Raw genomic sequence first — 24,803 nt, 5'->3', positions numbered from 1 at the left:
GCCGTGCAATTTCCGTGTTTCGCCCGAATTTCGTCGTCGCTTGAAGTCTTTCGCTGCCGCTCACGATAAATCGATGGTCGACATTTTCACCGAAGCGGTGGATGAGTACATCCAAAGGCGTGGCGGGTAAGAGTGAATAAAATCGAACGCCATGTCAGAGTGCTGTGTGTGTGCGTGAGTGTTGTAGGGCGGCTGGGATTTTTTGCACTGGATAGCAGAGAAACGCTGTCATAACCGCGCTATCGATCTGCAAACACGCAAATATAGAGGCGTCCCAAGAGGGCTAAAAAGCTTCTATAAAAACAGCCTTTATTTTAAAAAAAGTCTATACACAACAGTGGTTTAAACTGAAAAATCAGCCCTTTTTATGCTACAATATGATGGTTAACATTAACAATCCGGCTCACCGTGAGGTGCCCCAAAATGAAAGCAACATCAATGCCTATCCATCCCCAAAAGGCAGCCGAGCTGCTCAGGGATATCGCTTCTAAAATCGACGCATCAAAACCCGCCTACGAAGATTCTAACCGTCCTAAAGCGCACCCAGATGTACTGATCTCATCGCTAACGGATCTCGCAGACCGCATCGCTCAAGATCACACAAAACCGTTCGTCAGTACGTTTGATTGGCCTTTTCAGGTGGAGAGCGCTGTTCTCTTGCTGGACAAAGCCAGTGAGGCGACGTCACGCGGCTGTGGTTTTGCGTTCGATATCCTATTCATGGCCGCCTCTGAGCTGACCCTCGACCTTATTCGATGTGCTGCTTATGACTGTGGGTTAGACGCCTGTCATTACGACGATAACGAAACGAGTCCGCAAAAACTCAAGGTTATTAAGTGAGGGTAGTTACATGGCTTTAGGACTAATTGGAGCGGCGCTGAAAGGCGGTGCTGATGCCGCACAAGAAATCGCTCAGGAAAGCTTGAAAGAAAGACGCGAACGGGCGCTTTTGAAGATTCGTCGGGATTATCAGCAGGAGATCAAGGATACCGAATGGAAGCGCGAGCAGCAGGCAGCCGCAGCGACGGTGAAGCGAGAAGAGCGTCATCGCTTGCAAGACCGTAAATGGGAACTAGGGGACGCCGAGAGAGAGCACAATCGCGCAATCCAACTTCAGAAAGTGCGCAATCAAGGCGGCTATGGCAATCGGCCTACTGCCAATCAAAAAGAAGCGCAGTGGTTGGTGGATAATGGTATCGCGTCGAGTATCGAAGAAGCTTGGCCGATGGTGGCGAGCTCGCGTAATCAAAATGGTGAGATGGATTACGTCGAAAATCGCTTAAGTGAGCTAAACGAAGCGTTAGAAGACCCAGATTTTGGAATGAACCTGAACGGCACTGAAGAAGATCTAAATCGCCGCCGTCAGCGTATGCGTGAAGAGCGCGACTACTACCAAAGCCGGCGCGACCAAATCGCCAGCGAGCGGTACGGCCTTCAGCCACCAGGGTCATCTTCCACTCGTAACCCGCAACCGAAGACCTCCCCGCCTAGCGCCGCAATCAACTTCCTTCGTAACAATGACACACCAGAGATACGTCAGGCGTTTGAAGCCAAGTACGGGTATCTTCCGGAGGGGCTCTAATGAGTGCGAACGTGTTTGATCAGTTTGATGAAGCGCAGCAGGCTCAGCAGGGTGCGCCGTCTGGCAACATCTTCGATCAGTTCGACGCGCCTGCAAACGAGCCTGTTGGGCGGGCGAACATCTTCGATCAGTTCGATACGGCCGGGAGTGAATCTGTTGACGACGGCGCTATGGCGGCGAAAACGCAGGGAGATGATGCGTGGTCGGATATCGCTAGCAGTGATGCTTTTCAATCAGCTGACTGGCAAACCCGGCAGCGAATGCGCGCTGATTACTTTGATAAGGAAGTTCGCCCTAAAGTGCCCGCCGACAAGCTGAATGATGCTAAAAGCGAGTTCTTTAACCGCACACAAGCCGACGTTTTTGGTGAGCGTGATGCGCCCAGCAACGCTCTCAACTTCGGTTATGCCGGCGGTCTAGCCGATCAGCGAGCACTAAAAGGTCGCAACGAGCGTCAGCCAGAGCGTAACGCGCAGAATAGCGCCGCAGGCGAGACTGACCAAGGTTCTGTGCTCACGGACTTCGGTAACTTACTCGTCATGGGCGCTGATCGCGCAGCGCTTAATGTTCGCGAAGCGGTACGAAAGACCTTTGGCGAGGACGTGGTAAAGGCGATCGACCGCGTTGATGAGTGGGCAAACGGCAAAGAGTCCGAAGCTCTTCTCACAGGACGTATTGAGCGCAACGAGGAAGATCTGACCCAAGAGACACGCGAAGCGCGCCAGAAAGCGTGGATCAATGAAGGTGAAGACGGTTATAGCCTTGGGCCGGCTTGGGGCGATTGGCGTAGCTATGCGGCCGGCATGACTGAATCCATCCCTGAAACCGCGATGACAATGGCGCCTGCGATGGCGCTATCAAAAGGCGTGTACGCCTGGAACGTGGCAAGAGGGGTAGCGCCGAAGCTAGCGGCTAAACGTGCCGCAACAACGGCCACACTGGCTGGCGGGCTGAGTGAGGGGATGCTGGGTGGTGCGGCATCTTCCCGGGAAGTGCGCGATAGCATCCTCGGCATGCCGGAAGATCAGTTGGCAGACTCCCAGGCTGTTCAAACCCTGATGAACGAAGGCGGCATGAGCTTTGAAGAGGCTCGCAGCAAGCTGGCGGACGATGCGTCTAGCCAGGCCTTTGTCACGTCGGCCGTTATCACAGGGGCCTTCGGCGGCATGGGTGATCGGGCGCTGGCGAAAATCATCACCGGAGGGTCCACGACTCGCCTGGGGGCCGCTGTCCGTGGTGGTATCGGGGAAGGCATATTTGAAGAAATGCCCCAGGAAGCGGGGCAGCAGCTATCTGAAAACCTGGCGATGCAAAGTGCCGATCCTTCCGTTGAAGCTCTGGCCGGCGTGCCCAATGCGGCAGCAGGCGGTCTTGCCATTGGTGCGGGTATGGGGGCCGGCATAGGGGCCGCAGCAGGCGGCGGTTCCTCTGACCCTCAACCCACCGACACGACTGAAGGGGCCGCGACACCGACAGCTCCAGAACCAGGCGTGACCGAAAGCGCACGAACAGCGGCAGAATTGATTGGAAGCCCGCGCTCAGCACTACCTTCAAGCGAGCGGGAAGCGCGTGACTCACTGCTTTATGGCGATGGGTTCAAGTCGTTGCGTGCTACTGCCAAAGCACGCGGTGATGCTCAGGCGGTGGCTGAGCTGGATGCGTTAAGCGAAGAGGCGTCCGACCTCCTGGGTGAAGAGACGCTGGCGCGCACCCGGGGCGACGAGCAAGCAATGGGCGCGGTGCGAGAAAGACTTGCCGACGTGGCTCAGCGCTTCACTGGTGCGACAGGGCGCATCAATGGTCAGCAGGGGGAGAACCAGCAGCAGGACGGGCAAGCGGCTTGGGAGCAGGCCTGGCGCGATCACGGCATGGAGAACCCTAACGAGAACCTGCCTGATACGACCATCGATATTGCGCCTGGACGCCCCGAGGTTCGTGACGGTAACGCAGAAGGCCGATTGACCGAGGTTTCCGTAGAGCAGGCGCGACAGGTGGCTGCTGCGCAGGGCGGTGATGTGCTGGCTCAGACGGTGGCCGGTCAACAGGCTGAGCAAACAGCACAAAGCTCGGCAAGACAAGCCACCACCGTATCGCCTGAACAAAAGGGCGTGCTGGCAGACCAGTTAACCTATCTGCTTGATACGGCTACTGCCGAATCGGATCGCCTCAGCCAGCTATCACGAGAAGTCGGCGTCGAAACAGGAGAGCGTCAAAAGCGGCTAAAAGCTGTGCTGAATCGCGCAGAAGCCGCCCTGGATCAGGGAAAGACCGAGCAAGCACAGCGCCTTCTCCAGCGAGCCGACACGGTCACGGCAAATCTTCAGCGTGACTTGCAAGCTGTTTCGGTGGCACCACTACCTGAAAGCCAGCAGGGGGTGGTCGAACGCAGCGGCGAGGAAGGGGTTCCGCAGTCGCCCTTAGGCCAGGAGCCGGCGCAAAGAGAGGCCGCTTACCTACCGAGTAATGAGCCGGCAGAAGCGCAACGCCGCGAGGCGCCGATATTTGAAGACGCTGCCCCGGGGGGCGTTGCTGGAAGCAACCGAGTGTCTGTTCCTGAGGGAGAAACTCAGGCCCCCGAGGGTGGCCAAGAGGCTCGGCTAAGCTATCGGTCCAACGGCCAGCCTTTCGCTACCCAGCCATCAGCAATGATGAGTGGTATAGCGCGACGCGGCCAATCTCAGGGGCAGACGGTCGAAGCGGTACCCGTAGAGGGAGGCTTTGCCGTACGAGTGGGGGGAGTTGCTGATGCCATGGCGACCGACACTACACCGGTTAACAGCCAGGCAGCCCAAGACCTTCAGTATCGCACCAATGGCGACCCCTTCCCCTCAGAACGCGCCGCCATGGCTAGTGGCTTCGCTCGCAACGCACAGCGCAGCAATCAGCCGGTGACGGCCGTACCGGTAGAGGGTGGCTTTGCTCTGGATTTGAATGGCAGCACGCCACCAGCCAGTCAGGAGTCTGCGCAGTCTGAGACGTCCGAGCTTCGGGCTTTGCAGTACCGATCAAATGGCAGGGCCTTTGCAACGCCGCGTGAAGCGATGATGAGTCGCTTTGCCAAGGATGCTGAGCGGAATAGCCAGACGGTAAGGCCGGTGCGTGTTGAAGGCGGTTTCGCGCTAAACATTACGCGAGGCGATCCTCCCGCCCAACAGGTAGCGCCTGGCGCAAATACCGCTGGGCAAGAGGCTCAGGTTCAGGAAGTGACGCAACTGCGCGGCGAGCCGATTGATAGCGAATGGACAGCGTTCTCTTCGGGATCCGGTACACGGAGAATACCGCGCGCAGAAATGCCGCAGATCAAAGCCGAGCATCGCGGCGCCCTGGCCAATTTCTTGTCGGCACGCGGCATCAACAGTGCCGAGGACACGGTACCGGCGCTCTCTCTGCGCCCGACCCAGCAAGAATTTTCCGAGCAGCGCGTCCAGGCCGCAAAGGGCCGTGAGGGCGGCGACCGTGCCATTCTTGTGTCTGCCGATGGCCATGTGGTGGATGGCCACCATCAATGGTTGGCGAAGGCCGACCAAGGTGAAGACGTTCGGGTGATTCGCCTGGATGCTCCCATTAATGACGTGCTTGAGGCGGCGCGTGAGTTTCCCAGCAGTGAAGCTGACAACAGCACGCCACTGCGCGATACCACCATCGAGCAGGAGGGCGATCCGCAAGCGGGTGAAGAAGCAGACATTGAGCGAGCGCGTCGCGCCCAGACCGACACCGAAGTCGATAGCTTTACGCCAAGCGGCAGCGACCGCCCCGCTGATGTGGCCACCACTGGCGGGCAGGATGATTTACTTGGTGCGCAATCGACGCAAGATGATGCGGCAGATACATCGAATGGGCGTGTTGAGCAAAGCGCAGAAGGACAAAACAGGGAATCACAGCAAGGCCCGCAGTTCGCCTTTGCCGGCGAAGGTGCGGCAACAGCCGATGCTCGCGCACTAGGTAGCGCCCAAGAACGCATTGAGCGCGGTGATGATCCTGAAACCGTGCGCCAAGAAACGGGCTGGTTCCGTGGGCCTGACGAGCGCTGGCGCTTTGAAATTAACGACAGTGGTGCTCGCTATCTACCCGTGGCCAATGGAACGGCTGGCGAATTGTGGACGGAGTCGCTGGATCGCGTGATCGATCACCCTGCGCTCTTCGCAGCTTATCCAGGACTTCGATCCCTCGATGTTGTGTCGGCACGCGGTATGGGAGAGCGGCGCGGCCAGTTCAGTGCTAGCAACAGCGAGATCATCTTGAACGCTGAGCGCAGCCCTCTCGATCAGTTCAGCACGCTACTTCATGAGATCCAGCATGGTATTCAGCACTTGGAAGGGTTTGCCACGGGAGGAGACCCAAGCAGCTACCGATTGCCGCCACTGAAGGAGAAGTGGCTCAAGGACCGCGTTCACGCACTAGGCCGCCAATCCGGTGAGAATGCCGCTAAGCTGAAGGAGCAATACCGTGCCGGCGACTTAACCCTTGATCAGGTTCAACAAGGTATTCGCCAGTACGCCGATAAAATTGGCCTCAACGAGCTTCGTCGGCAACTACGCGAAGGCGATGAACGTGGAGCTTATCGCTACTATCAGCGTTTAGCCGGAGAAGTGGAGGCGCGTAACACTCAGGCCCGACAAGGTATGACCGCTGAGGAGCGGGATGCTACCTCACCACTGGACACCGCAGACGTACCGCCGAGTGAGGTGGTCGTGGTTTATAACGGTCGCGCCTTGGAGCAAGCGCCTCCTCCCGCCAATGCGGAGCCGGCACCGCCCCCTAATAGTGCGCCGTACGTGAGCGATGTTGCTCAACGCCTTTCCGAACATCCGGCTTTAGCCGCGGTGCGGGCGGTTCAGTCTGTTACCGAGCTACCCTCGCATGTGCTTACCGCCATGGAGGAACGCGGCATCGATGCCGGAAAAGTGGCGGGGGTTTACGACCCGACCAGCGGAGAGAGCTTTGTTGTTGCTGACAATCTGATGGACGACCAGGAAGGGGTTCGCCGCGCGGTTCATGAAGCGGTGGCTCACCAAGGTATTCGCGGCGTCCTCGGCAAGGATCTCAACAAGGTAATGATGGAGGTCTATCGCAGCTACCTGGGAAGCGAGGCCAGCCGACAAACGCTACGGGAAGTGCGTGAGGCGTATCCTTTCTTGGACACAACCACGCGAGAAGGCCGGCTGGAGGTTGCTGAAGAGCTGGTGGCGCGCGTTGTCGAGGAAGCAAACGGCCGGTCAGAGCTGCGAGAGCGCGTGATGGCGGCCATCCGTCGTGCGCTACGTACTGTGTTTCCTGGTGTGGCGTGGACCGATGCCGACGTGAGAGCGCTGGGTGATCGGGCACGTCGTTATATGGAGGTTCGCCAGAGTATTCAGAAAAATGGGCCTAGCAATCCCGCTGAAACCCTTGGTCTGAAGAGCGTAGTGCGCGGTGATAGCGCAGCCGCCGGCGTTAAGGTGGATGAAGCGCGGAGTGCGGTTGATGAGTTCATCCGTGACTATAACGGCAACCTTCCGCTTGAAGTGCGTGTGGGTGCAACGCAAGAAGAACTCTACGGGCCACAGGCAACCGTGGAGCGCGTAGGGCGCCTCAAAGGGGCTTACCATCCTTCACGTGACGTGATGACGGTGGTGGCGAGCAATGCCACGAATAAACGCGATATCCAGCGCACATTGCGACACGAGGTGCTGGGGCATTATGGGCTTAACACCTTCACGCAGCGCGAAAAGCGCGCCTTGCTTGATCGCATCCTAGAGACACAGAACGTGCGCTCAATGGCTAAAGTCTGGGAGGAGGTGCGGCGTAACTATGCGGATGCGCCGCTCGATATTCAGGCAGAGGAAGTCTTCGCGCATATTGCGGAAGTGGAGCGAGGCACCCTAGGCAAAGCGTGGGATCGCGTTTTGTCAGCCCTCCAGCGCACGCTTCGTCGCCGCGGCTTGATTAAGCACCCCTTGAGCCATAACGAACTTCACGACCTGGCACGCCGCATTGGCGAGGGTATACGTGAAGGGCGTCGTCCCCAACGGATTTTTCCCGAGAACGATCAATCGCAGTTCAGCCGTGAGGCGGCCGGTGATGTCGAGGGGATTCGTTTTAGCCTTAAAAGCGAGCAGCCTGAAAGCGTTGCTGGACCCTACGGCCCCAACGACTCCACGGGGTTTTCGCTACCTGACGAAAGCCTTCTGGATGTGGCGCTAAGGCGTGGAGCCGACAAAATGCGCCCCTTGTTACGTTTGCGCCGGGCTATTCAGCAGGCCGGTGGCAACATCGAAGAAGAGGCTGATCCTTATCTGAACGAGGAGCTTTATCACGGTCGTCTGGAAAATGACCTGGATGCCTTGCGTAATGAGTACGTTGAACCGCTGGCTCAAGGGTTAGCCAAGGCCAAGATCAGCCAGGCGGACCTTGATGAGTACGTTTACGCGCTCCATGCGCCGGAACGTAACGCCGTTGTGGCGGCGCGTAATCCTAATGACGACTCTCTTCAGGACGGTGGTTCTGGGATGTCCAATGCGGAAGCGGCCGACATCATCAAAAAGGTGGAGCGCTCCGGCAAGAAGTCTGACTATCAGCGTTTGGCGAAAATTGTCCAAGACATTACGGCGGTGCGTCGTGACGCCATCCGTGATGGTGGGCTGGAAACCGACGATGTGCTGGACGCTTGGGAAGCGACCTACGAAAACTACGTGCCGCTCAAGGGGTTCGCCAACGACGAGCCGGAAGCGCCGCGTATCGGTAAGGGCTTCCAGATCACAGGCAAGGAGTCCTTCTTGGTGAAGGGGCGCCGTGATCGGGCGGCGTCACCGTCTACTCAGGCTATTGTGGATGCGAACCTAGCGCTGATTCGTCGCCGTAAAAACGAAGTGGGTAACGCCTTCTTGTCCATGGTGACGGACCACCCAAACCCGGCGCTATGGGAGGTTTTTACCGACGATAGCCCGGACTCTGAAACGTCCACCGTCCGGGTGAGCGATCCCGAGACCGGAGAGAAGCGCTGGGAGGTACGTGAGCGCCCCGTTCAAATGGGTCGCGACGATCGTTACTTCAAAACGAAGCGGGCCGGCCGTACCTTTTACATCAAGGTGAAAGACCAGCGCCTGTTGAACGCCATGCGTAACGTGGGGCCGGAAAGCAACGGTTGGCTAACCCGTACGGCCGGCGCGGCCACGCGGGTAATGTCCTCGCTGGTGACTTCTTTGAACCCTGAGTTTTTGGTGACCAACTTTGAGCGCGACATTCAGACGGCGCTGCTCAACATAGGCGCCGAGCAGACTCGGGATGACGGCAAGATCAAAGGGCAGCGAATCCTGTGGGATACCGCACGCGATGTGCGACCTGCCATGCGGGCTGCTTGGCGTGGCCTCAACCGGAGCGAGGCGAGCCGTAACCCGCAGGTAAAGGAGTGGGACCAGTGGTTTAAGGAGTTCATTGAGGACGGGGCGAAGACCGGCTATTTCGATATGAAGGACATCGACGCCCAGGCGAAAGAGATCGCCGCCATGGTGAGACGCGCGGACGGCACGACGATGGGCCATATGCGCCGCTTCGGACGCAAAACCGCTGACCTCGTGGAGAACGTCAATGGCGCTGTCGAGAACGCAGTGCGCCTGTCGTCATACGCTAATGCCCGCCGTAATGGGTTATCGCGTCGGCAAGCGGCGAGCTTGGCGAAAAACCTGACCGTCAACTTCAATCGCCGTGGTGAGATTGGTACGGCGCTGAATGCGGCCTATATGTTCGCCAACGCCTCTATCCAGGGCTCGATGAACTTCGCTCGCGTCATGGTCACGCTGAAGGATACGCCCAAAGGTAATAGCCCGCTGAACGTATGGAGCCGTATGAACCTGGGCCAGAAGATCGGCATGGGCATGGCGTCGGGTGCTTTCGCACTAGCTTTGCTCAACCGTTGGCTCTCCGACGAAGATGATGACGGTGTGTTGTTCTACGACAAGATCCCCGACCACGTTAAGGAGCGTCATTATGTGCTGATGACAGGGTGGGCGACGGGCAACCCGGAGGACTACATCAAGATTCCGTTGCCCTACGGCTATAACGTATTCGCCGTGGCCGGAACGCATGCTGAGTCAGTCATGGCGGGCACCGAAAGCCCGGTTGAGGCAGCGAAGAATCTGGGCTTGGCGGTCGTCGGCAGCTTTTCACCGATCGGCTGGGAGGATTCTGAGTCGCTAAGCGGCATTACGGTGAAAAACCTAACGCCCACGCTGGCACGCTCACTGACTCAACTGGGATGGAATGAGGACTTTGCGGCACGTCCGATCTACCAGGAGAACTTGCCGTTCGGAGCGCCGAAGCCGGAGAGCTCGCTGTCTTTCCGCAGCACACCGGAGGCCTACAAGACTCTTACGCGCGTTCTCAACGACATCACCGGCGGTACCGAGAATATCTCCGGGAAGGTGGACATAAACCCCGACGTTATCCAGCACTTGGTGAACTACTACGGTGGCGGTGCTTGGGGCTTTGCGGAGAAAACCGCCGACTTTGCCGTGCGTAGCGTGACCGGGCAGGAGATCGAAAATTACCGTATTCCCTTTGCCGGCCGAGTGGTGAGCAACGTGACACCGCATCCTGATCAGCAGCAGTTCTATCAGCGTCGTAACGAGCTGTGGCAGATGCGCGAGGAGGCGGACAGTCTCAAAGGGCGCGAGGGAATGCGCTTTCGTATAGATCATCGCGATGAGTTGCGGCTGTTTGAGCAAGCCAAAGCAACGGCAACGCGGCTGGAAGAGTTGCGCAAGGTGAAAGACCGCCTGGAAGCCAACGAGCGGCTGAGTGATAAAGCGCGACGCACACGCGTTGAGCGCATCGAGGAGGCGATGGAGCGGCGTGTTGATCGCTTTAACAGGCTCTATAACGAAGCGTTGGCACCGGAGCTGCTCGCCGAATAACGCCCTTTAAAACCACTACCCTATTTCGGGTAGTGGTAGGGTTTTCGCAATGGCGCGATATTGCGCTGGCTGAGGGGTGAGGCTGAGAGGCTTCGCCCTTTTTTATTGGACGTCAGAATCTGTCATGCCTATCACCCGGGTCGAGCATATCCTGGCGAGTTTCCCACTGATCGCGGAGACGCTGCTGTTCACTGGCTGGCAGCTGGTTGAACAGCATGCGGCCGTATCGTTGCGCCTCCTCAAAATCGCTTTTGGCGCCATGATAAAGCGTGAAGAGAGCCAAAACAGCCAGCCCTAAGACCACGATGATGGTGTCTTTCATAGCGTGAGCCTCCTTGTCCTCAATAGATCAAAACCACCTTTCTCAAATTCTGAACGCTAAACCCCTCTTCCGTTGTTAAGGGCCAAAAAAACCGAGTCATTGGGGCACACACCAGTGATCCACCCCTTATTACTCATATCAACACAAGAGGAAAAGCGTTATGGCAGCTCAATACCCCGCGATCATCCGCGCAATCAAGCTCAACTCGTTTGCCACGCTAGGCTCTAGCTTAGCGCACAATTATCGGACAATGTCCGTGCCGCATGCTGACAAGAGCCGTACACATCTCAACGAAGATTGGAAAGACGCAAGCACCCCAAGCGCTATCAAAGCGGCAATTAAGCAGCGCATCAAACTAGCTGACAAGGTTCATCCGAAGGCCGTTGTGGCGCTGGAATACTTGGTGTCAGCGCCGCACGAAGCGTTTGAAGAACAGGGAGGCCCAGTTGCCTGGAGAGCTTATTTTCAGGACGCGCTCAAGTGGCTAGAGCAGCGTCATGGTGCTGACAATGTGGTCGCGGCGAATATCCAGCTCGATGAGCGTACGCCACACCTCGTTGTCTATGTGTGCCCGCTTGTCCATTATGCCGAGAAGACCCGGCGGCGCTGGGTGATGGGAGGAAAGGATCCCGTAACGGGGAGGCAAAACCGCGAAATGCGAGAGTTCGTGGAGCCTGCGCATATCAAGTTGAGTTCAAATTTTTTTATGGGGGGCCGAGATAAGCTAACCCGGCTACAAAGCAATTTTGCAGAGCAGGTGGGTAAGAAGCATGGGCTGCGCCGCGGTGTTGAGCGCAGCGCGCTCACTCATATCGATCTCAAAAAATACCACGATGCGTTAATGAAAGGTGTACAGCAGCGACTTAATATACCGGCTGACTTGTTAAAGCCAAAGTCGAACATGCTCGGGATACGCAGCGAATCGCCGGAAGATTTAGCAGCGCGTGTGACCGAGGCGCTACAGTCGCAAGTAGAGGGCCTGATGGCGCAGCTGGCGACGGCTAAAATTGATCGTCAGAGGGCGTGGGAGTGGGAGCAAACCGCTGCTCAGGCGCAGGAAGAACTAAAAGCTGAGAAAGACGCGCATCAAACGACGAAAAAGACGATGGAAGGCCTGGTAGGCGGGTTGACCGATGACCAGCTTCAAAAAGTCTCAGAGTTTCGGCAAGGGATACTGCGTAAACGCAAGGAAGCGAAACAGCAGCGCGAAGCAGAAGAGAAAGCGCGGATCGAAAAGCAGCAAAGAGACAGGGAGGCAGCGATGATCACTCGTCTCCAGCAGTTATCACCCGAAGTGCTGGCGACCTTGCCGGACGAAGACAGGCTTCCGCTTTGGCGATTCTTGACTAAACGCCGCGATTTAACCGAGCTTCAAGATAAGTTTTTTGACAGTGAATTATTCCATACCAATGGCGCTGTTATTCGCACACCTGAAGAGGCACCGGCGCAGGCATCAAGCGCGCCAAAACCAGGGCCTGAAACGCCCGATTGGTTGAAGCCGTCCGGTAACCCAGGACCGTCAATGTAGGGTATACCGTTAATCTCGGGTGCGCCCTGAACAACAAGGTCAGTAACCTTATTGAATCCAGTGGGTTGTTCACCATTATCGTGAATCATTCGTTCGGCATTATGGTGAATCATTCCTGACTTTAGAGGTAATGCGCCTCTCAGGGCGCACCACGCATCGTAAGGAGTTCGTATGGAGGGCGGTGAGCATAACGACCTCACGCTGTCAGAGGAGTCGATAGAGGCGCTTAAGGCGCATAAACGTCGCCTGGATGACGATATTGCCGCTGGACGCTTCAATCCCGGCGATCGGCGATGTGTGACGTTGCCTAACGGAGATCGCTTTTATATAGGCCACCCCGATGATGGGGCGGCCATAGCCAAAACGAAAAAGCGCTCTTGGTGGCGGCATCTAATTGGGCGATGATAAGGATGCGTCAATCGTTGGTACAACAACGTGAAGCACTAAAGTTCGTCTATCGAGGTGTTGCTGCCACCTTGCCGGCGCTCGCGTTCTTTTAGAAAAGCGTCTTGGTCCTGGTGGCTCATTTCTGTGATGTCATCGCCAAGGTATGTGACAGCTGACCAGCTTCCATCATCATTAATTTCGACTACACCATTGTGAATGCTTTGGTAGGCAGCGCTGCTTTTGTCTTGTGTCTCTAAGCCTTCAGGAATCACCGCTAGAGCACTATCGGCGCGCTTAGCGAGTTCTTCACTTGCTAACTCGTTGTTATGAAAATCTAGACCGGACTGTGACGAGCGAAGCATATCATTACGCAGGTCTTTAGGGAGACGGTTGAGCTTGCTAGCTGTTTTGAGCCGGAGCGCATTGCCAGCATTCACTTCTTTGTTGCCTGAATCAGACATGAAGTTCTCCTTATGAAAGAGGGAGGAGATAAAAGCATAGCGGCTAACTACACTGTTTGCTTAGTGAGGCAAAAACTCTCTGTCTTTTTGCTCAATAAGGTAAGACTGGCTACGGCTGCTGTCGATATATTGGGCCGTGATTGCTAGCAGTACGAGGTTCATCAGTACAAATCACAGGCTATCGTTATTGCGTTATTGCGTTCTATAACGCTAAGGCATAGAGGTGAACAAACTGACTATAGCCACCTCTCCCTCGCTGCCTGCTGAGTCACAAATGAGGATCACCGGCCCGGGTAGCAAGCTAGATGTGTTGGACTCCATCTCGATTAGAACGGCCTGCCCCTGCCCCTCTGCGATCTCAAAATAGACGCCGGGCTCGGTCGGAGGTATGACGACAAATTGTTGTATAAGCTTACCGTTAAGATGCGTGATACCTAGGGCGTGGATGTCGAAAAAGGGCAAGGTGACCGGGCGAGCCTTTGCTGTCGCATCGCTAGCCGGCATATGGATAAAAACGGGGGTGGAGAGCATGGCAGTCTTCCGCGAATCACGCTGAGCGTCGCACCGGAAGAGCAACGCTCGCCTTCGCCCTGATGCGTTAAAAAAACGCTTTGACGCTTTAACGCAGAGAGTGCAATCACTGACGCAACAACTCGCTCGCGCCTGATTGAGCCGGCCTTTGTCGGAGTGAGATCGGGATAGTACCCAGGAGGCTCATGACCTACAAGGTGCTAAACCGAGAAGCCGTGGTGACTACCGTCAGGCAGCTCAACATCGATACTCATACGTCCACCCAGGGATTCGATGTAGCGCTTGAGCGAGCTGAGACGTACGTCTTGGCCGTCTCTCTCCATTTTAGCGATAGTAGGCTGCTTAACGCCCATGGCGGCGGCAAGCTCTGTTTGAGTCTTTTCCGCCCGGCGACGAATTTCAGCGAGATGAATATCCATCAGAATGCGGTCAGCCTCTTCACGGGCAGACGCAACAAGCTCAGGTTTTTCCTCTGCTAACAGCTCTTTCAATGTGCGTGTCATGGTGGTGGGCCTTCTTCACTTCAGTGTTTCTAGGTGCTTATCGTATTCCCCGTCTGCGATGGGGATCATTTCCTGATAGAAGCGTTTGTCATTCTTCCCTTTGTCGCCAGCACATAAGAGGATGCCTGTTCTCTCCGGATCAAACGCGAAGAATGCTCTTAATGGCTTTCCTTGGCTTTGTATTCGCAACTCTTTCATATTGGCGTGCTTGGAGTCGTTGACGGTGTCCGCATATGGCCTAGGCAGATGAGGCCCTTGGCTTTCTAGCAAAAGCAGACCAACAGTAGCTTTGCGTCGGTCCGTCTCATCCAGTTCCTTAAACCACTGCTCAAATAGCGCTGTCTGCTTAACTTCCCACATAAAATCTCCAAGCTTTATAGCTCATAAGGTATATAGCAAATAGGCTATAGTCAAGTGAGCCCCTTTTGGCGTTAAAACGTTATTGCGTTAAATAAAGAAAATTTGAGGAAAGGGCTTGTGTGCCTTTCTATTTGTGATAACGTGATATTGTGATACAAAAAAGGAATACAGGAATGGCAGACCACAACTCAACAATCAATGCGCGCATACCGACGCAGATGCGTGACGCTCTGGAAGCAATTGCGCGGGAGCGGCGCATGGAGACAGGGGATGCCATTCGCCTAGCGGATCTAGTACGAGAGGCATTGGCGCTTTACCTCAGCAAGGCGCCCACTGATAGCCCAGAGCCGGCCCCTATCAGCAACGAGGCGTTTGGCACTCACGTACTGGATGCCCTTGAGGAGTTAGAGAAAGAGGCGCGACGCCTAGGGTTAGAGGATAGCCAAGAGTTAGGTATGGCAGTCTGGCGTACAGCGACCGACGATCCGCGTCTTGAAGCGTTGCGGCCTTTTATCAATCGACTGAATGAGGCGATCAAGGTCGCCTAAGAAAGGAGCCCCAACCTGCGGACACAGGTCAGGGCTTAACACACCGGCAACACCTACCGCTAAGAAGGAGAAATGCCGATATGCCACAGAAGTTTAGCACTCAATCAATCCGTACCGCCAAGCAGGTGATGGAGGACGCTGCCAACGTAGCCACGCAATCGAATATAAATGATTGGTACGACACCACGACGCTAGCCAGGGAGCGTGCCGAGTTCGATGAAAGCCTCTTTTACGCAATCAGCGTATTGCTAAAGGAAGCGAGCAGCAGCGCAACGTCCCATGCTATTCATTTGGCGAAACTGGGTAGCATGGAAGCGGGAGCAGCCGCTGATATATTTCACAACCAAACTGACATCTTAAACCGCCTCGATAACGCAGAAGGAGCTGCTCAATGATCGCGCAGAATACCCAGGATCAAGTAAATCTAACGGACCGTATTGAGGATCAGGCGCGCCAAGCGTGGGCGCTTTCGGAGTTCTTGCTGGCCTACCATAACGACACGGCAGACGGAGCCCGTTGCGCGATGTCTAACGAGATAGTGTCCGGGCTGTTGGAAAACCTCTGCGAACGGTTAGAGACGATCCGTGAAATCACTGCGCAGGAAGCTGCGTAGCTGATTAAGGCTGAGCGTAGCCCGCGTAACGGTGGGCTCTCTCTCGTATCACAAAACAATCATCGCGAGGTTACCCAATGACGATCGAACAGTTCTTGGCAAGCTATCCATCCCATCCGTTAACCGCGGCGCTGAACGTTATGGAAGCAAGCAAAACCGCCGAAGAATTGGCACGTTACCAAGCTTTTTGCACTGGCATGGCATTCCTAATGAAGTCTTACGGAGAGATTAGCGAAGAGGAATACCGCGCTTTATCAAACGACATCAAGGGCAAGGGAGTGACGCTGCAATGACCGTTATAGACTTGAACGCCAGGCGCCCAAAAAAAGTGGCTTTTCATTACCAGGATGGCGATATATGCCGAGCATTGCGGCTTGCCTTAGAACATGACGTGATCAGCGCGGACATTGAGGAAGCGTTTTTTGAACTGCTGTTCAAAGGCGGGGAGGAGGATACGGATGCCGCTCGTGACTTGTTGTTTCGCTTAATGGAGTCTGCCCAATGAACGCAATCAAACAAGCCGCTGCGCAGTACCGGCAAGAGAACCCCGATAACGTGGATGGCGTCGTGCTGATTTACCAGGGCGAAGTTTGCGGATGGAAGAACGAACTACGCGACCCGCAAAGCGAGCGCCCCGGCACCTACGCAGTCGCGGAGGATGGTAGCGTCTGGCAGGCCGTTGGCGGCAATGACTATGACGGTGCCGAACGCTGGGAGGCCATCCAAAACGGAGCATCAGAGCGTAGGCAGCCCGCCGTGGTGCCTATTTCATGGGTGCCGGGCCGCGATGCTAGCAGCGAGAATCTAACCCAGGTGAACCGGACAGCCGACATTGTGCGGGCACTGGCTAGCGACTTGATAGACGAAGCCGCTAACGCGAAGATTCAGCGCCGCGTGATGAACCCCGATCATCCAAACGGACGGCTCGGCATGATGTACACCGACGAGCGCACCGCTGTGGCAGAGCAAGTTGCTCAGGTGCTTAACGATGCCGCCAACAAGCTGCGCACGGTGGCCGACGACATAACAGAGAAGCCCGCCGACTGAACGCACCACAACCCGGCCTAATCCATCGTGCCGGGGCAAACCGAACATAATTGCGGTTATGATTAGTTTGAAATGCCCGCCACCGAGCGGGCGTTTTTGTTTAGGTGGGGCTGACCATCCGTGGTCGGCATCCGTGCCGTGACGCTCCCCGTTGGCAGCCCCTGGAGCTTCTCAATGTTACTTATCTCATGGCTGGTGATGAAGCGAAGCAGAGTTAAATATAAACTAGGCGATTCCACCCACTAGATGACAAAGGAACGTCTCATCATGATGAACCCTATCATTCCAATCTTTCGTCGTGCTGCGTTGGTTTGCTTGGTGGCTCTGCCACTTGCTTCAGGGGCACTAGCTGAGGACTCGAAAAGCCCCTACATGGACCAAGTACGCGAGATTTGGAAATCTGACGGCAATCTCAAACAGGCCTACCAAATTCTTCAGCGAGGTGTTGAAGCTGGCGAAATAAATTCAATTTATTGGATGGGATACTCTCACTTGCACAATAACAATCTGCCTGAGGGAGTAACTGCAATTTTTGCCAAGGGCTTGGATCTCATGGAGCAAGCGGCAAACGACGGAATTCAGAGTGCTCAGCATCAGTTAGCGGAAGCCTATATAAAGCCAGGCTCGTTTCAGAGTATCGACAAGGTCATCTACTGGTACACCCAAGCTGCCGAAGCTGGCAGTGGTTTTGCATACTATAAGCTTGGACATCTCTACCGCAGGGGGGATGTGGTGGAGCGCGACATGAAAAAAGCGGTCGAGTATATGCGCTTGGCACATGAGCATGGTGATTCTAGCGCAAGGAACTCTCTTGCTAATATGTATAGCATGCGCAACCAAAACCCATACTACAACAGGGTTCTGTCCGGGGCTCTATACACGATGGCGCTTGGCCCGTTGACACAGACGAACGAGGAGATGCTTGATCACCCATACAAGCGAAAGATCTTCATGGGCTACCTGAATAACAAGTATTACTTGTCTCCGGAGCAGCGCGTTGAAGCAGAGTCCCTAGCTGCGCATTGGTCTTACGGAGATCCGTTACCGACTGAGGAAGACGTCACTACGTTCCCATAAAAATGGCGAGATGAGCGCGACCGGACCATGATGTCGCGCTCTTTTATCCGTACTTCTCATAGGTGCCGTATTATTAACTGCTGTCCATTGCGGTTAGAGACAGTCGTCAGTGCCAACTGCTGCTCTAGGGTGTGATTGTAGTTAGTTGCTAAGAAGCCATGAGAATAGTGAGCCAATGATTAGGCCACCGCTGCCATACACAAAGGCAGTCATAGTGATAGTCGAGCGTAGCAAACGAGCCCACTCAGTAAATTCTTTATCGCGTATTGCCTCCTCCTCTGTCATGCCCTGAGCCAGGCGGGCCTCTGCGATCAATCTATCGGTGTTACTCATACGTGCCATGATGCCTCTTCTGTTATGCCGCGCTTCGATGCGAGCAACTGCCAATAAGAGCGCACGGCCACAAGCTTGTCCAGCATTTCTGCGGGGTCCGAGAAACTCAATGGAAGAAGAAAATGCGAAACGAGAAACCGCCTGAGACCCGCCTATCTGCCACACCTTAATTACATTTAATGTAGATTAAAGGTATTTTAGGAAAATGGCTCAAAGCCACATGGATAAGCGGTGATAAAGGGGCGGTATCGCTAACTAGATATAATAGGTGTTATGGATAGTTGTTGAATTGTGGCAAGGGGGGGGGGGTAAGCATGGAAGTGGTCTTTAGATCCCTTGGGGTATCGATGGCATTCTCACTGGTCAGCATGGTGCTGATATTTCTGGTCGCGCTTTTCGCCTTGTCGCTTACTCCCTGGTTCAGGCAGTTAAGAAAGTTCTCGATCTTCTTTGCTTTCCTGGGGGCTTGGGTGATTACCTCGCTGATCATTCCCTCAATGAGCCTGGACTACTTCATGGAGAACACCGGGCACCTGTATTACCTACAGGCCGGCTTTAGCGTGATCATGCTGTCGGTCTTCAGGCTGGCTCAGCGCAGCAGTTGATGAGGTGAGTATGGCCAGCGGCTCTATTGACGATGACTGGTTGGTAGATTTCAGCACTGTCTGTGGCGCTCAGATAAATGGGCTGACTCGGGTAACTTTCTACGATCCCTTCGACCCAGAGCGAAGCTGCTCTAAAGAGTTCTTCCTTGATGGGTTAACGCTGGAAGAGATTCATTGGTCAAAGGCATCGGAATTTACCCATCAGGAGGTTAGGCGCCTGGAAAATAATGAAATAGCCGATCCGGGGAGACTGAGGAAAGACAACGAGGCGTTCGGGGAATTGTTGAATATCAAGCCGTACGTATGAAAATGAGGCTGTCGACACATACCGGACCCTCGCAGGGTTTGCAGTGACTTCCTATAGTAGGCGTATGAACGCTACAGGAGAAATGCAATGCCCCGCCGCTTCGTGGACACCGAGATACGCTACCAGACGAAAACCGGCTGCTTACGGTTTTCTGCTCTCCCGCCGCGCCCTATCGTGGTGACACCCGACGCTTTTCCTCTTCGCTGTTATCGTGACATCAAGTGCGCCGGGTATCGTGCCATACGCCGTGTCAGCGCATGGCGGCGTAAGCTGATAAACTACACAGTAACGAAATAACGCATTAACGTATTAACGCTTTAGCCATCCGTGAGGATCGCCACATGACCAACCCCTCTCTGCCTCCCAAGCAGGCACGTTTCGTCGAAGAGTATTTAGTCGACCTTAACGCCACCCAGGCGGCAATTCGTGCTGGATATAGCAAAAAAACGGCGTATCGCACGGGGGCTGACAACCTCAAAAAACCTCAGATACGAGAGTTGCTAGAACAGTATCGAGAAGAGCGAAGCCGCCGAGTTGAAATGGATGCGGATCGTGTTCTCCAGCGCTTGATCGAAATCGACGAAATGGACGTTGCCGACATCCTGGATGACGACGGCCGCGTGCTCCCGGTAAAGCAATGGCCGAGCGTGTGGCGCCGCTGCGTCTCCGGCGTAGATGTGAGTGAGATAGCGGACGGCGCTGGCGATGACCGGGAAGTTAAAGGCCTTCTGAAGAAGATTCGCTGGCCCGACAAGCATAAAAACCTCGAGATGATTGGCCGGCACTCCTACGTCCAGGCTTGGAAGGATCAGAAGGAGGTGTCTGGCAGCCTAACCCTTACCCATGAAGACGCTCTTGAGAAGCTAGAGTGATACCCGGCCTTTATATCTACGCCATCCGTGAGGAGCGCGACATGCCCTATTTGACCCCCGTTACACCCGGCTCGTTGATAGTTGATCAAGTCCATATCACCGATATGATGGAGGTGTGACCATGGCGCGGCCGACGAAGTACAACAAAGCGTTAGCCAACCGGTTATGCCAAAACCTAGCCGCTGGTGAATCTCTCCGCTCGATTTGTTCGAGTGATAAATTCCCATCTGTTTCGACCGTGTTGCTGTGGGTGGTCGATGGGAAACACCCTGAGTTTTCGGAGCAGTACGTGCGTGCGCGAGAAGCCGCGGGCTATGCCCATGCTGATCGGATCGTGGAGACGATTGAGAAATTGTTGGCTAATGAACTTAAGCCTGACGTGGCCAAGGCGGTGATGGATGGCCTGAAGTGGTCAGCCGAGCGCATGTCACCCAAGGCGCATTCGCCTCGGCATCAAGTAGCGGGACCTGAGGAGGGGCCGATTGAGGCTGTTACTGAGATCAGGCTGGTTGCCGCTGGTGAGGGCGACGTAGAGAACTGATTCACCGAGTCGGTGGATCAATAAAGGTGAGTTACGCAAGCGATATCGTTCTTGGCGGGAGACTCATGACGAGTGGTGTATTGCTACCGGGATACCTTGCATTTATCCTCGGTGTCCCTCATTTTTTAGATATCGAATCGTCTGGCACTAAGGAGGTTGGCGTGGCTTATTCAGCACAAGCGGTTGCGAACGCCTTCATTGAGCGTGCTCAGAAAGGCGAGATTCGCGATCTTACGCCGATGAAGCTGCAAAAGCTGCTCTTCTATGTTCAGTCCTGGTATCTACGAGACCATGAAGGCACCCCTCTCATGGATGATCACTTCGCTCGCTGGACATATGGCCCCGTAATTCCGTCGCTATATCATGACATTAAGTATTATGGAGCCCGGCCCGTCACGAGCAAGATTAGTACGGCCTTAAAAAAAGACGGTGATTTCAAAATCGTTACTCCCAGCATTATGGACGATGATGAAGAGGCCCAAGAGTACATTGATCTTGTGATCGAAACCTATGGAGGTCTCAGCGGCCCGCGCCTATCTTGGCTGACACATGAGCCTGGAACAGCTTGGTCAATGGGCCCACCTGATGGCGGTTTCATTCCTCACGACCATATGGCGTTACATATTCATCCGCCAGAAAGGATGCCAGAGTCAGATGCGGAAACGGTTTAACGTCAATCTAGAGGGGGCTGAAGAAGACCCTGCTAGCGATGATAACCAACCGCAGGCGGAGAGGCCCTATCGTTCGGATATCAATGAAGAACAGGCCAACGATCTGCGCTCATATAGGCAGCTCCGAGAACAGTACGCGAGATACGCATTCTTCTTTGCCGTTGGTTGCGTTGCGTTCTGGATGATCATCGTAGTGTGGCTTGGGTGGGCAAGCTACTACAAGGCGCGACCAGTCTTCTCTGACAGGGTGATGATTGCTATTACGACGGCTACTTGTGTCAACTTGTTTGCAGCCTTTTTAGGCGTCATCCGCGGCTTGTTTCCTACCAGCGGAAACGGAGGTTCTTAATCGCAGAATCGCTGTGTTGCGCTGGCAGTTGCGATAAAAAATTGCCCTAGTAGTTTTACCGCTAGGTGGTAAAACCCATGAAGAATTGATAGTTGCTGAGCGTGATCCTTTCTAGGAGAAGGCCACTATTTTAGGATTTGACTGATTTATTCCAGCGTTAAAGAACGCTTTAACGCAATAACGTTACTCATCAGCACTGATGTCTGCGAGACGGATACTCCGCCACCCGCCTAACTCCTTGGCCATTGCCTCCGAGAACACGAAGGAGGTCCAGCTGACCGGATCAGGATCGTCCGTTACCAAGACCTCAAGCAGGGCTTCACGGATGAAGAAGCGCCCCTGTAGCGCTCCACAGTGGAAGCAGCCATTGGAGAAGTAGGAGCGCCCTTCTGTGCGGCTAAATCTGTGCTTAAGGGGGCCGATTTGATGTCGGCGCCTTAGATCAGACTCTGAAACCACACGGATAAGATCTTCTCGGATTCTTATATCATCGTAATCCAACGCCCCTACCCTAATGCCTTGGGAATCTTCCATCACCATGCTGGCAACGATGCCTGTCGGTTGATGACACTTCCAGCAAGACTCTTCGAGCACTACAGGGCCCACACGCCCTTGCTCACCTGGAAGCGGGGACCATCGAACCTTTCCTGAGAGCAGGTCCGCGACGAAGTCTGAAAGCGACACCCGTGACCAACCGATTCGGAAGTCTTGCCCACTGTCGTCGAGCCGGACCACGAAGGATGGCGTGGCGCGCTCTGACAGGATGCTCAGGAAGGAGGGATTGTATTGCCGCGTTTCTCGCAGGAACCATGCGCCGCGGACACCTGACGCCCGGTACCGCTCTTGCCGGCGGCGTGTCTCATCTTCGCTTTGCGGAGACCACTGAACCTCAAGGGCTACTTTAGCCTTTCCCTTGGTGGCAAATACATCTGCCACCCAGGCCTCGCCATCGGGTGTCTCCCCCCTATGTTCTACATCTACACTCCATCCAGCTGCGTAAGCACCGCGAGCAACTAGGTACTTCGCCAATAAATGCTCACGGGTTTCCTGGCCAGAGACGCATTCACCGCGACGGGTATGGGCGAAGAACGGTGTGCCGAGAGAGCTGGTTTTAGGGATAGCTCTTCTACCACAGCATGGCATGCGCATATCGTGCTGCTTTCTAGCAGCCTTAAGCGCCTCCCAGTCCTCGGTGGTGTAGGTGAACGAGAAGCAGGGCTCGCCGTCGAGCTTGCACTTCAGCGGCATTTTTTGCCCTCCTATACTCTACGCCATATCTGATACTGCGCTGCTAGGTTACTTGGCAAGTATGTGATGTGTAATGTGCTTCACTAACCTACTACAGCAATGGTCTGTTTCTGGATTTTGATAGTAGTTAGTAACCCAACACCTAGCAATTGACGTGTTAACCAAATGGGAGGCATTGATGCCTAAGAAGAAGAGCCTGAAAAAATCAGCTGCTAGCTTTCAGGATAAAGTCATTGAGCTTGAGACGTTCACCGAATTTTCTGCATCAGGGCTCTCTGAAAAAGAGAAGAGTTGGTGCTATGACTACGCGATAATCAGACTCTATCGAGAGTTTGAGCAACTAATGCTGGTTGCTCTCGTTTGCGCAATCAACAACGATACCAAGGCAATCTCTGATTCTACTGGTGTTGAATTTCCGAAGCACCTAACAGACGAGGTTTGTGAATATCTCGTGCTCAAAGGCGGGTATTTTGATTTCAGGGGACGTGGTGGATTGATCAAAGAGCTCAAAAAATTTGTCCCAGACGATCATTATTTGGTCGACATAATTAAAAAAACGAAGTATAGGCAAGCGCTTGAAAGACTAACAGCTCTGCGCAACTTTGCAGCGCATGAAAGTATTCAATCGAAGCGAGCAGCTTTGAATGCAATAGATCAAAAACGAGTTGGATCATCTGGATCTTGGTTGAAAGTGAGGGGTCGTTTTAAGGAAATATCAGGCATGCTGAAAGACTTAGGTCAAGAGGTTTATGACGCAGCGCCTTACTGAGGCAAAACAACAAGCCGATGTTTTTTAATATTTTTCACGTAGCATCTATAAATTGCCTGAAAATTTTAACGCTTTAACGCTTTAACGCTTTAACGCTTTAACGCTTTAACGCTTTAAATTTTGGCGCATAGGGTGAGGTTTTTATGGAGCGCTTGCTGACAGCATCAGAGCTTGCTGAGTGGCTCAGCATCAGTGAGAGAAAGGCATATTCAATGAAGCGCGAGATTGGCTTTATAAAGCTGGGTGGCAATGTCCGGTTTGAACAGAGCGCTATCGAAGCTTACCTCAAAAAATGCAGACAACCTCCTGTTCAGCCGGAAACCCACTATACCTCTAACGTCCCTCGACCGCCCTCTAGGCGGCATAGAAAAGTTACTGCGGAGACTATCTGTCAGTTATTGAATGAGCAAAAGGTCGAACGTGATAAGCAAAACAATCAAAAATAAGATGTGCTTAAAACGTGACGCATTGAGTATCAGTACGACAGAAACTTAATACCGCGCTATTAGGAAAATATTGCCAAGTGGAGACCGAGATTGAAATCAGGCGAGCGTCTACTCCCCCTGCCTGCCCTCCAGGACAAGGTAGGTTTCAAGCACACGAAGATTTACGTTCTGATCCGCGAGGGTGAGTTTCCCCCTGGCAAACTGATCTTCGGAAAGCGCCTGTGGCGTGAGAGCGAAATCGACGCATGGATAGAGCGTGTTTGGAAGGACGCTTCGTCTGACCAAATTGAGGATACCTCGAAGAAGCCTCAGCCTGAGGCGCCCACCGAAACATTGCCCCCGCCGACGCCACCTAATCCGGAGTCCGCCTGGAAGTCGCCGCCCGCCTCAACGTATTGGCCCTCAACCTACCTGTGTGATCGCTACGGAGTCTCGCGTGCAACCTTGAAGCGCTGGACTAAGACGAGAGGATTCCCTGAGGCAGTTATGCCAGGCGGTCATGGGACCCCGGCACGCTGGCATGTCGATGATGTCATGGCATGGGAAGCCCTGATTCGAGATAACAAAGAGGCTAGGAAGTAAAAGTGAAGGATTTGTTTTTGACGGCGGAAGAGCTAATACAACTGACCGGCAGAAAGCAGACCAAGAGCCAGCGTGAAGCCCTGGATGCCATGGGCATCTATTGGAAGATCAATGCGGCAGGCAAACTGCTGGTCGGGCGTAAGCATGTTGAAGAGGTGTTCGGTGGTTACGGCAAACGAGAGAGGCGCCGAGTAGAGCCTAACTTTGACGCGCTGAACTCGTAACCGCTC

Annotated in this window: 27 protein-coding genes; 22 read left to right on the top strand and 5 right to left on the bottom strand. The window is 54.5% G+C overall.

The genetic code is table 11. The features are described 5' to 3' along the window. Window positions 1–423 precede the first annotated feature (423 nt). From BQ9846_RS16225 to BQ9846_RS16215, 3 genes are read left to right on the top strand one after another with little or no spacing between them, the layout of a single operon-like run. Complete coding sequence (locus tag BQ9846_RS16225) at window positions 424–840, top strand: hypothetical protein (protein ID WP_144049491.1); 417 nt, start codon at window positions 424–426, stop codon at window positions 838–840. Between the two features lie 10 nt (window positions 841–850). Then, window positions 851–1,582 carry a hypothetical protein gene (locus BQ9846_RS16220; RefSeq protein ID WP_075882085.1) on the top strand — a complete coding sequence of 244 codons (732 nt, stop codon included), beginning with the start codon at window positions 851–853 and terminating at the stop codon, window positions 1,580–1,582. After that, window positions 1,582–10,473 (top strand): LPD38 domain-containing protein, encoded by an 8,892-nt coding sequence (locus BQ9846_RS16215; RefSeq protein WP_075882084.1) that lies wholly within the window; start codon window positions 1,582–1,584, stop codon window positions 10,471–10,473. Before BQ9846_RS16220 ends, BQ9846_RS16215 begins: the two co-directional genes overlap by 1 nt. A gap of 112 nt (window positions 10,474–10,585) precedes the next feature. On the opposite strand, the gene BQ9846_RS16210 is transcribed toward BQ9846_RS16215, so the two are convergent. After that, window positions 10,586–10,795, bottom strand: a complete 210-nt coding sequence (locus tag BQ9846_RS16210; RefSeq protein WP_075882083.1) for a hypothetical protein — start codon at window positions 10,793–10,795, stop codon at window positions 10,586–10,588. Between the two features lie 160 nt (window positions 10,796–10,955). Between BQ9846_RS16210 and mobV the strand changes: the two genes are divergently transcribed. Continuing rightward, window positions 10,956–12,323 carry a MobV family relaxase gene (gene mobV / locus BQ9846_RS16205; protein WP_075882082.1) on the top strand — a complete coding sequence of 456 codons (1,368 nt, stop codon included), beginning with the start codon at window positions 10,956–10,958 and terminating at the stop codon, window positions 12,321–12,323. A 171-nt stretch (window positions 12,324–12,494) separates the two neighbouring features. Then, entirely contained in the window at window positions 12,495–12,728 is a 234-nt protein-coding gene (locus tag BQ9846_RS16200) for a hypothetical protein (protein ID WP_075882081.1), read from the top strand. Between the two features lie 38 nt (window positions 12,729–12,766). Here the strand turns inward: BQ9846_RS16200 and BQ9846_RS16195 are convergent, their stop codons facing one another. From BQ9846_RS16195 to BQ9846_RS16180, 3 genes are all read right to left on the bottom strand, one after another. Continuing rightward, complete coding sequence (locus tag BQ9846_RS16195; RefSeq protein ID WP_075882080.1) at window positions 12,767–13,171, bottom strand: hypothetical protein; 405 nt, start codon at window positions 13,169–13,171, stop codon at window positions 12,767–12,769. 731 nt (window positions 13,172–13,902) lie between these two features. Beyond that, on the bottom strand, window positions 13,903–14,205 hold the full coding sequence (locus tag BQ9846_RS16185; RefSeq protein ID WP_075882078.1) for a helix-turn-helix domain-containing protein: 303 nt from the start codon (window positions 14,203–14,205) through the stop codon (window positions 13,903–13,905). Window positions 14,206–14,220: 15 nt separating this feature from the next. After that, window positions 14,221–14,565, bottom strand: a complete 345-nt coding sequence (locus BQ9846_RS16180; protein ID WP_075882077.1) for a type II toxin-antitoxin system RelE/ParE family toxin — start codon at window positions 14,563–14,565, stop codon at window positions 14,221–14,223. A gap of 173 nt (window positions 14,566–14,738) precedes the next feature. Here BQ9846_RS16180 and BQ9846_RS16175 point away from each other — a divergent pair, with 173 nt between their 5' ends. From BQ9846_RS16175 to BQ9846_RS16110, 13 genes are all read left to right on the top strand, one after another. Next, window positions 14,739–15,113 (top strand): hypothetical protein, encoded by a 375-nt coding sequence (locus tag BQ9846_RS16175; RefSeq protein ID WP_075882076.1) that lies wholly within the window; start codon window positions 14,739–14,741, stop codon window positions 15,111–15,113. Between the two features lie 80 nt (window positions 15,114–15,193). Further along, complete coding sequence (locus BQ9846_RS16170; RefSeq protein WP_075882075.1) at window positions 15,194–15,508, top strand: hypothetical protein; 315 nt, start codon at window positions 15,194–15,196, stop codon at window positions 15,506–15,508. After that, window positions 15,505–15,726 (top strand): hypothetical protein, encoded by a 222-nt coding sequence (locus tag BQ9846_RS16165; protein WP_075882074.1) that lies wholly within the window; start codon window positions 15,505–15,507, stop codon window positions 15,724–15,726. Before BQ9846_RS16170 ends, BQ9846_RS16165 begins: the two co-directional genes overlap by 4 nt. Window positions 15,727–15,803: 77 nt before the next feature. Next, window positions 15,804–16,019 carry a hypothetical protein gene (locus tag BQ9846_RS16160; RefSeq protein WP_075882073.1) on the top strand — a complete coding sequence of 72 codons (216 nt, stop codon included), beginning with the start codon at window positions 15,804–15,806 and terminating at the stop codon, window positions 16,017–16,019. Further along, window positions 16,016–16,231 carry a hypothetical protein gene (locus BQ9846_RS16155; protein WP_075882072.1) on the top strand — a complete coding sequence of 72 codons (216 nt, stop codon included), beginning with the start codon at window positions 16,016–16,018 and terminating at the stop codon, window positions 16,229–16,231. Before BQ9846_RS16160 ends, BQ9846_RS16155 begins: the two co-directional genes overlap by 4 nt. Continuing rightward, window positions 16,228–16,773, top strand: a complete 546-nt coding sequence (locus BQ9846_RS16855; RefSeq protein ID WP_075882071.1) for a hypothetical protein — start codon at window positions 16,228–16,230, stop codon at window positions 16,771–16,773. The genes BQ9846_RS16155 and BQ9846_RS16855 overlap by 4 nt, the downstream gene beginning before the upstream one ends. Window positions 16,774–17,040: 267 nt before the next feature. Continuing rightward, window positions 17,041–17,850 carry a tetratricopeptide repeat protein gene (locus tag BQ9846_RS16145; protein WP_075882070.1) on the top strand — a complete coding sequence of 270 codons (810 nt, stop codon included), beginning with the start codon at window positions 17,041–17,043 and terminating at the stop codon, window positions 17,848–17,850. A gap of 680 nt (window positions 17,851–18,530) precedes the next feature. Beyond that, a complete protein-coding gene (locus BQ9846_RS16135) occupies window positions 18,531–18,788 on the top strand; it encodes a hypothetical protein (RefSeq protein ID WP_144049490.1) in 258 nt (85 codons plus the stop codon). Window positions 18,789–18,798: 10 nt separating this feature from the next. Continuing rightward, entirely contained in the window at window positions 18,799–19,095 is a 297-nt protein-coding gene (locus BQ9846_RS16130) for a hypothetical protein (protein WP_075882067.1), read from the top strand. A 341-nt stretch (window positions 19,096–19,436) separates the two neighbouring features. After that, a complete protein-coding gene (locus BQ9846_RS16125; protein ID WP_075882066.1) occupies window positions 19,437–19,967 on the top strand; it encodes a terminase small subunit in 531 nt (176 codons plus the stop codon). A 121-nt stretch (window positions 19,968–20,088) separates the two neighbouring features. Then, window positions 20,089–20,508 (top strand): terminase small subunit-like protein, encoded by a 420-nt coding sequence (locus BQ9846_RS16120; RefSeq protein WP_075882065.1) that lies wholly within the window; start codon window positions 20,089–20,091, stop codon window positions 20,506–20,508. Between the two features lie 65 nt (window positions 20,509–20,573). After that, window positions 20,574–21,179: a Panacea domain-containing protein gene (locus BQ9846_RS16115; protein ID WP_210433215.1), complete on the top strand. Its 606-nt coding sequence runs from the start codon at window positions 20,574–20,576 to the stop codon at window positions 21,177–21,179. After that, window positions 21,163–21,528 (top strand): hypothetical protein, encoded by a 366-nt coding sequence (locus BQ9846_RS16110; RefSeq protein ID WP_075882064.1) that lies wholly within the window; start codon window positions 21,163–21,165, stop codon window positions 21,526–21,528. The genes BQ9846_RS16115 and BQ9846_RS16110 overlap by 17 nt, the downstream gene beginning before the upstream one ends. 183 nt (window positions 21,529–21,711) lie before the next feature. Here BQ9846_RS16110 and BQ9846_RS16105 read toward each other — a convergent pair whose 3' ends face one another. Next, window positions 21,712–22,776 carry a competence protein CoiA gene (locus BQ9846_RS16105; RefSeq protein WP_075882063.1) on the bottom strand — a complete coding sequence of 355 codons (1,065 nt, stop codon included), beginning with the start codon at window positions 22,774–22,776 and terminating at the stop codon, window positions 21,712–21,714. A gap of 178 nt (window positions 22,777–22,954) precedes the next feature. On the opposite strand from BQ9846_RS16105, the gene BQ9846_RS16100 reads away from it, so the two are divergent. The 4 genes from BQ9846_RS16100 to BQ9846_RS16085 all read left to right on the top strand — a co-directional run bounded on the left by BQ9846_RS16100 (window position 22,955) and on the right by BQ9846_RS16085 (window position 24,797). Further along, window positions 22,955–23,545 carry a hypothetical protein gene (locus BQ9846_RS16100; protein ID WP_075882062.1) on the top strand — a complete coding sequence of 197 codons (591 nt, stop codon included), beginning with the start codon at window positions 22,955–22,957 and terminating at the stop codon, window positions 23,543–23,545. A 143-nt stretch (window positions 23,546–23,688) separates the two neighbouring features. Continuing rightward, window positions 23,689–23,991 (top strand): helix-turn-helix domain-containing protein, encoded by a 303-nt coding sequence (locus tag BQ9846_RS16095; RefSeq protein ID WP_075882061.1) that lies wholly within the window; start codon window positions 23,689–23,691, stop codon window positions 23,989–23,991. A gap of 90 nt (window positions 23,992–24,081) precedes the next feature. After that, entirely contained in the window at window positions 24,082–24,573 is a 492-nt protein-coding gene (locus tag BQ9846_RS17310; RefSeq protein ID WP_075882060.1) for a helix-turn-helix transcriptional regulator, read from the top strand. Window positions 24,574–24,575: 2 nt separating this feature from the next. After that, the gene (locus BQ9846_RS16085; protein WP_075882059.1) at window positions 24,576–24,797 is read left to right on the top strand and encodes a DUF4224 domain-containing protein; all 222 of its coding nucleotides are present in this window, start codon (window positions 24,576–24,578) and stop codon (window positions 24,795–24,797) included. The last annotated feature ends 6 nt before the right edge of the window (window positions 24,798–24,803 follow it).

The sequence above is a fragment of the Vreelandella massiliensis genome (assembly GCF_900155385.1).
Classification (GTDB): domain Bacteria; phylum Pseudomonadota; class Gammaproteobacteria; order Pseudomonadales; family Halomonadaceae; genus Vreelandella; species Vreelandella massiliensis.
This window is presented reverse-complemented; position numbering and strand designations above follow the sequence as displayed.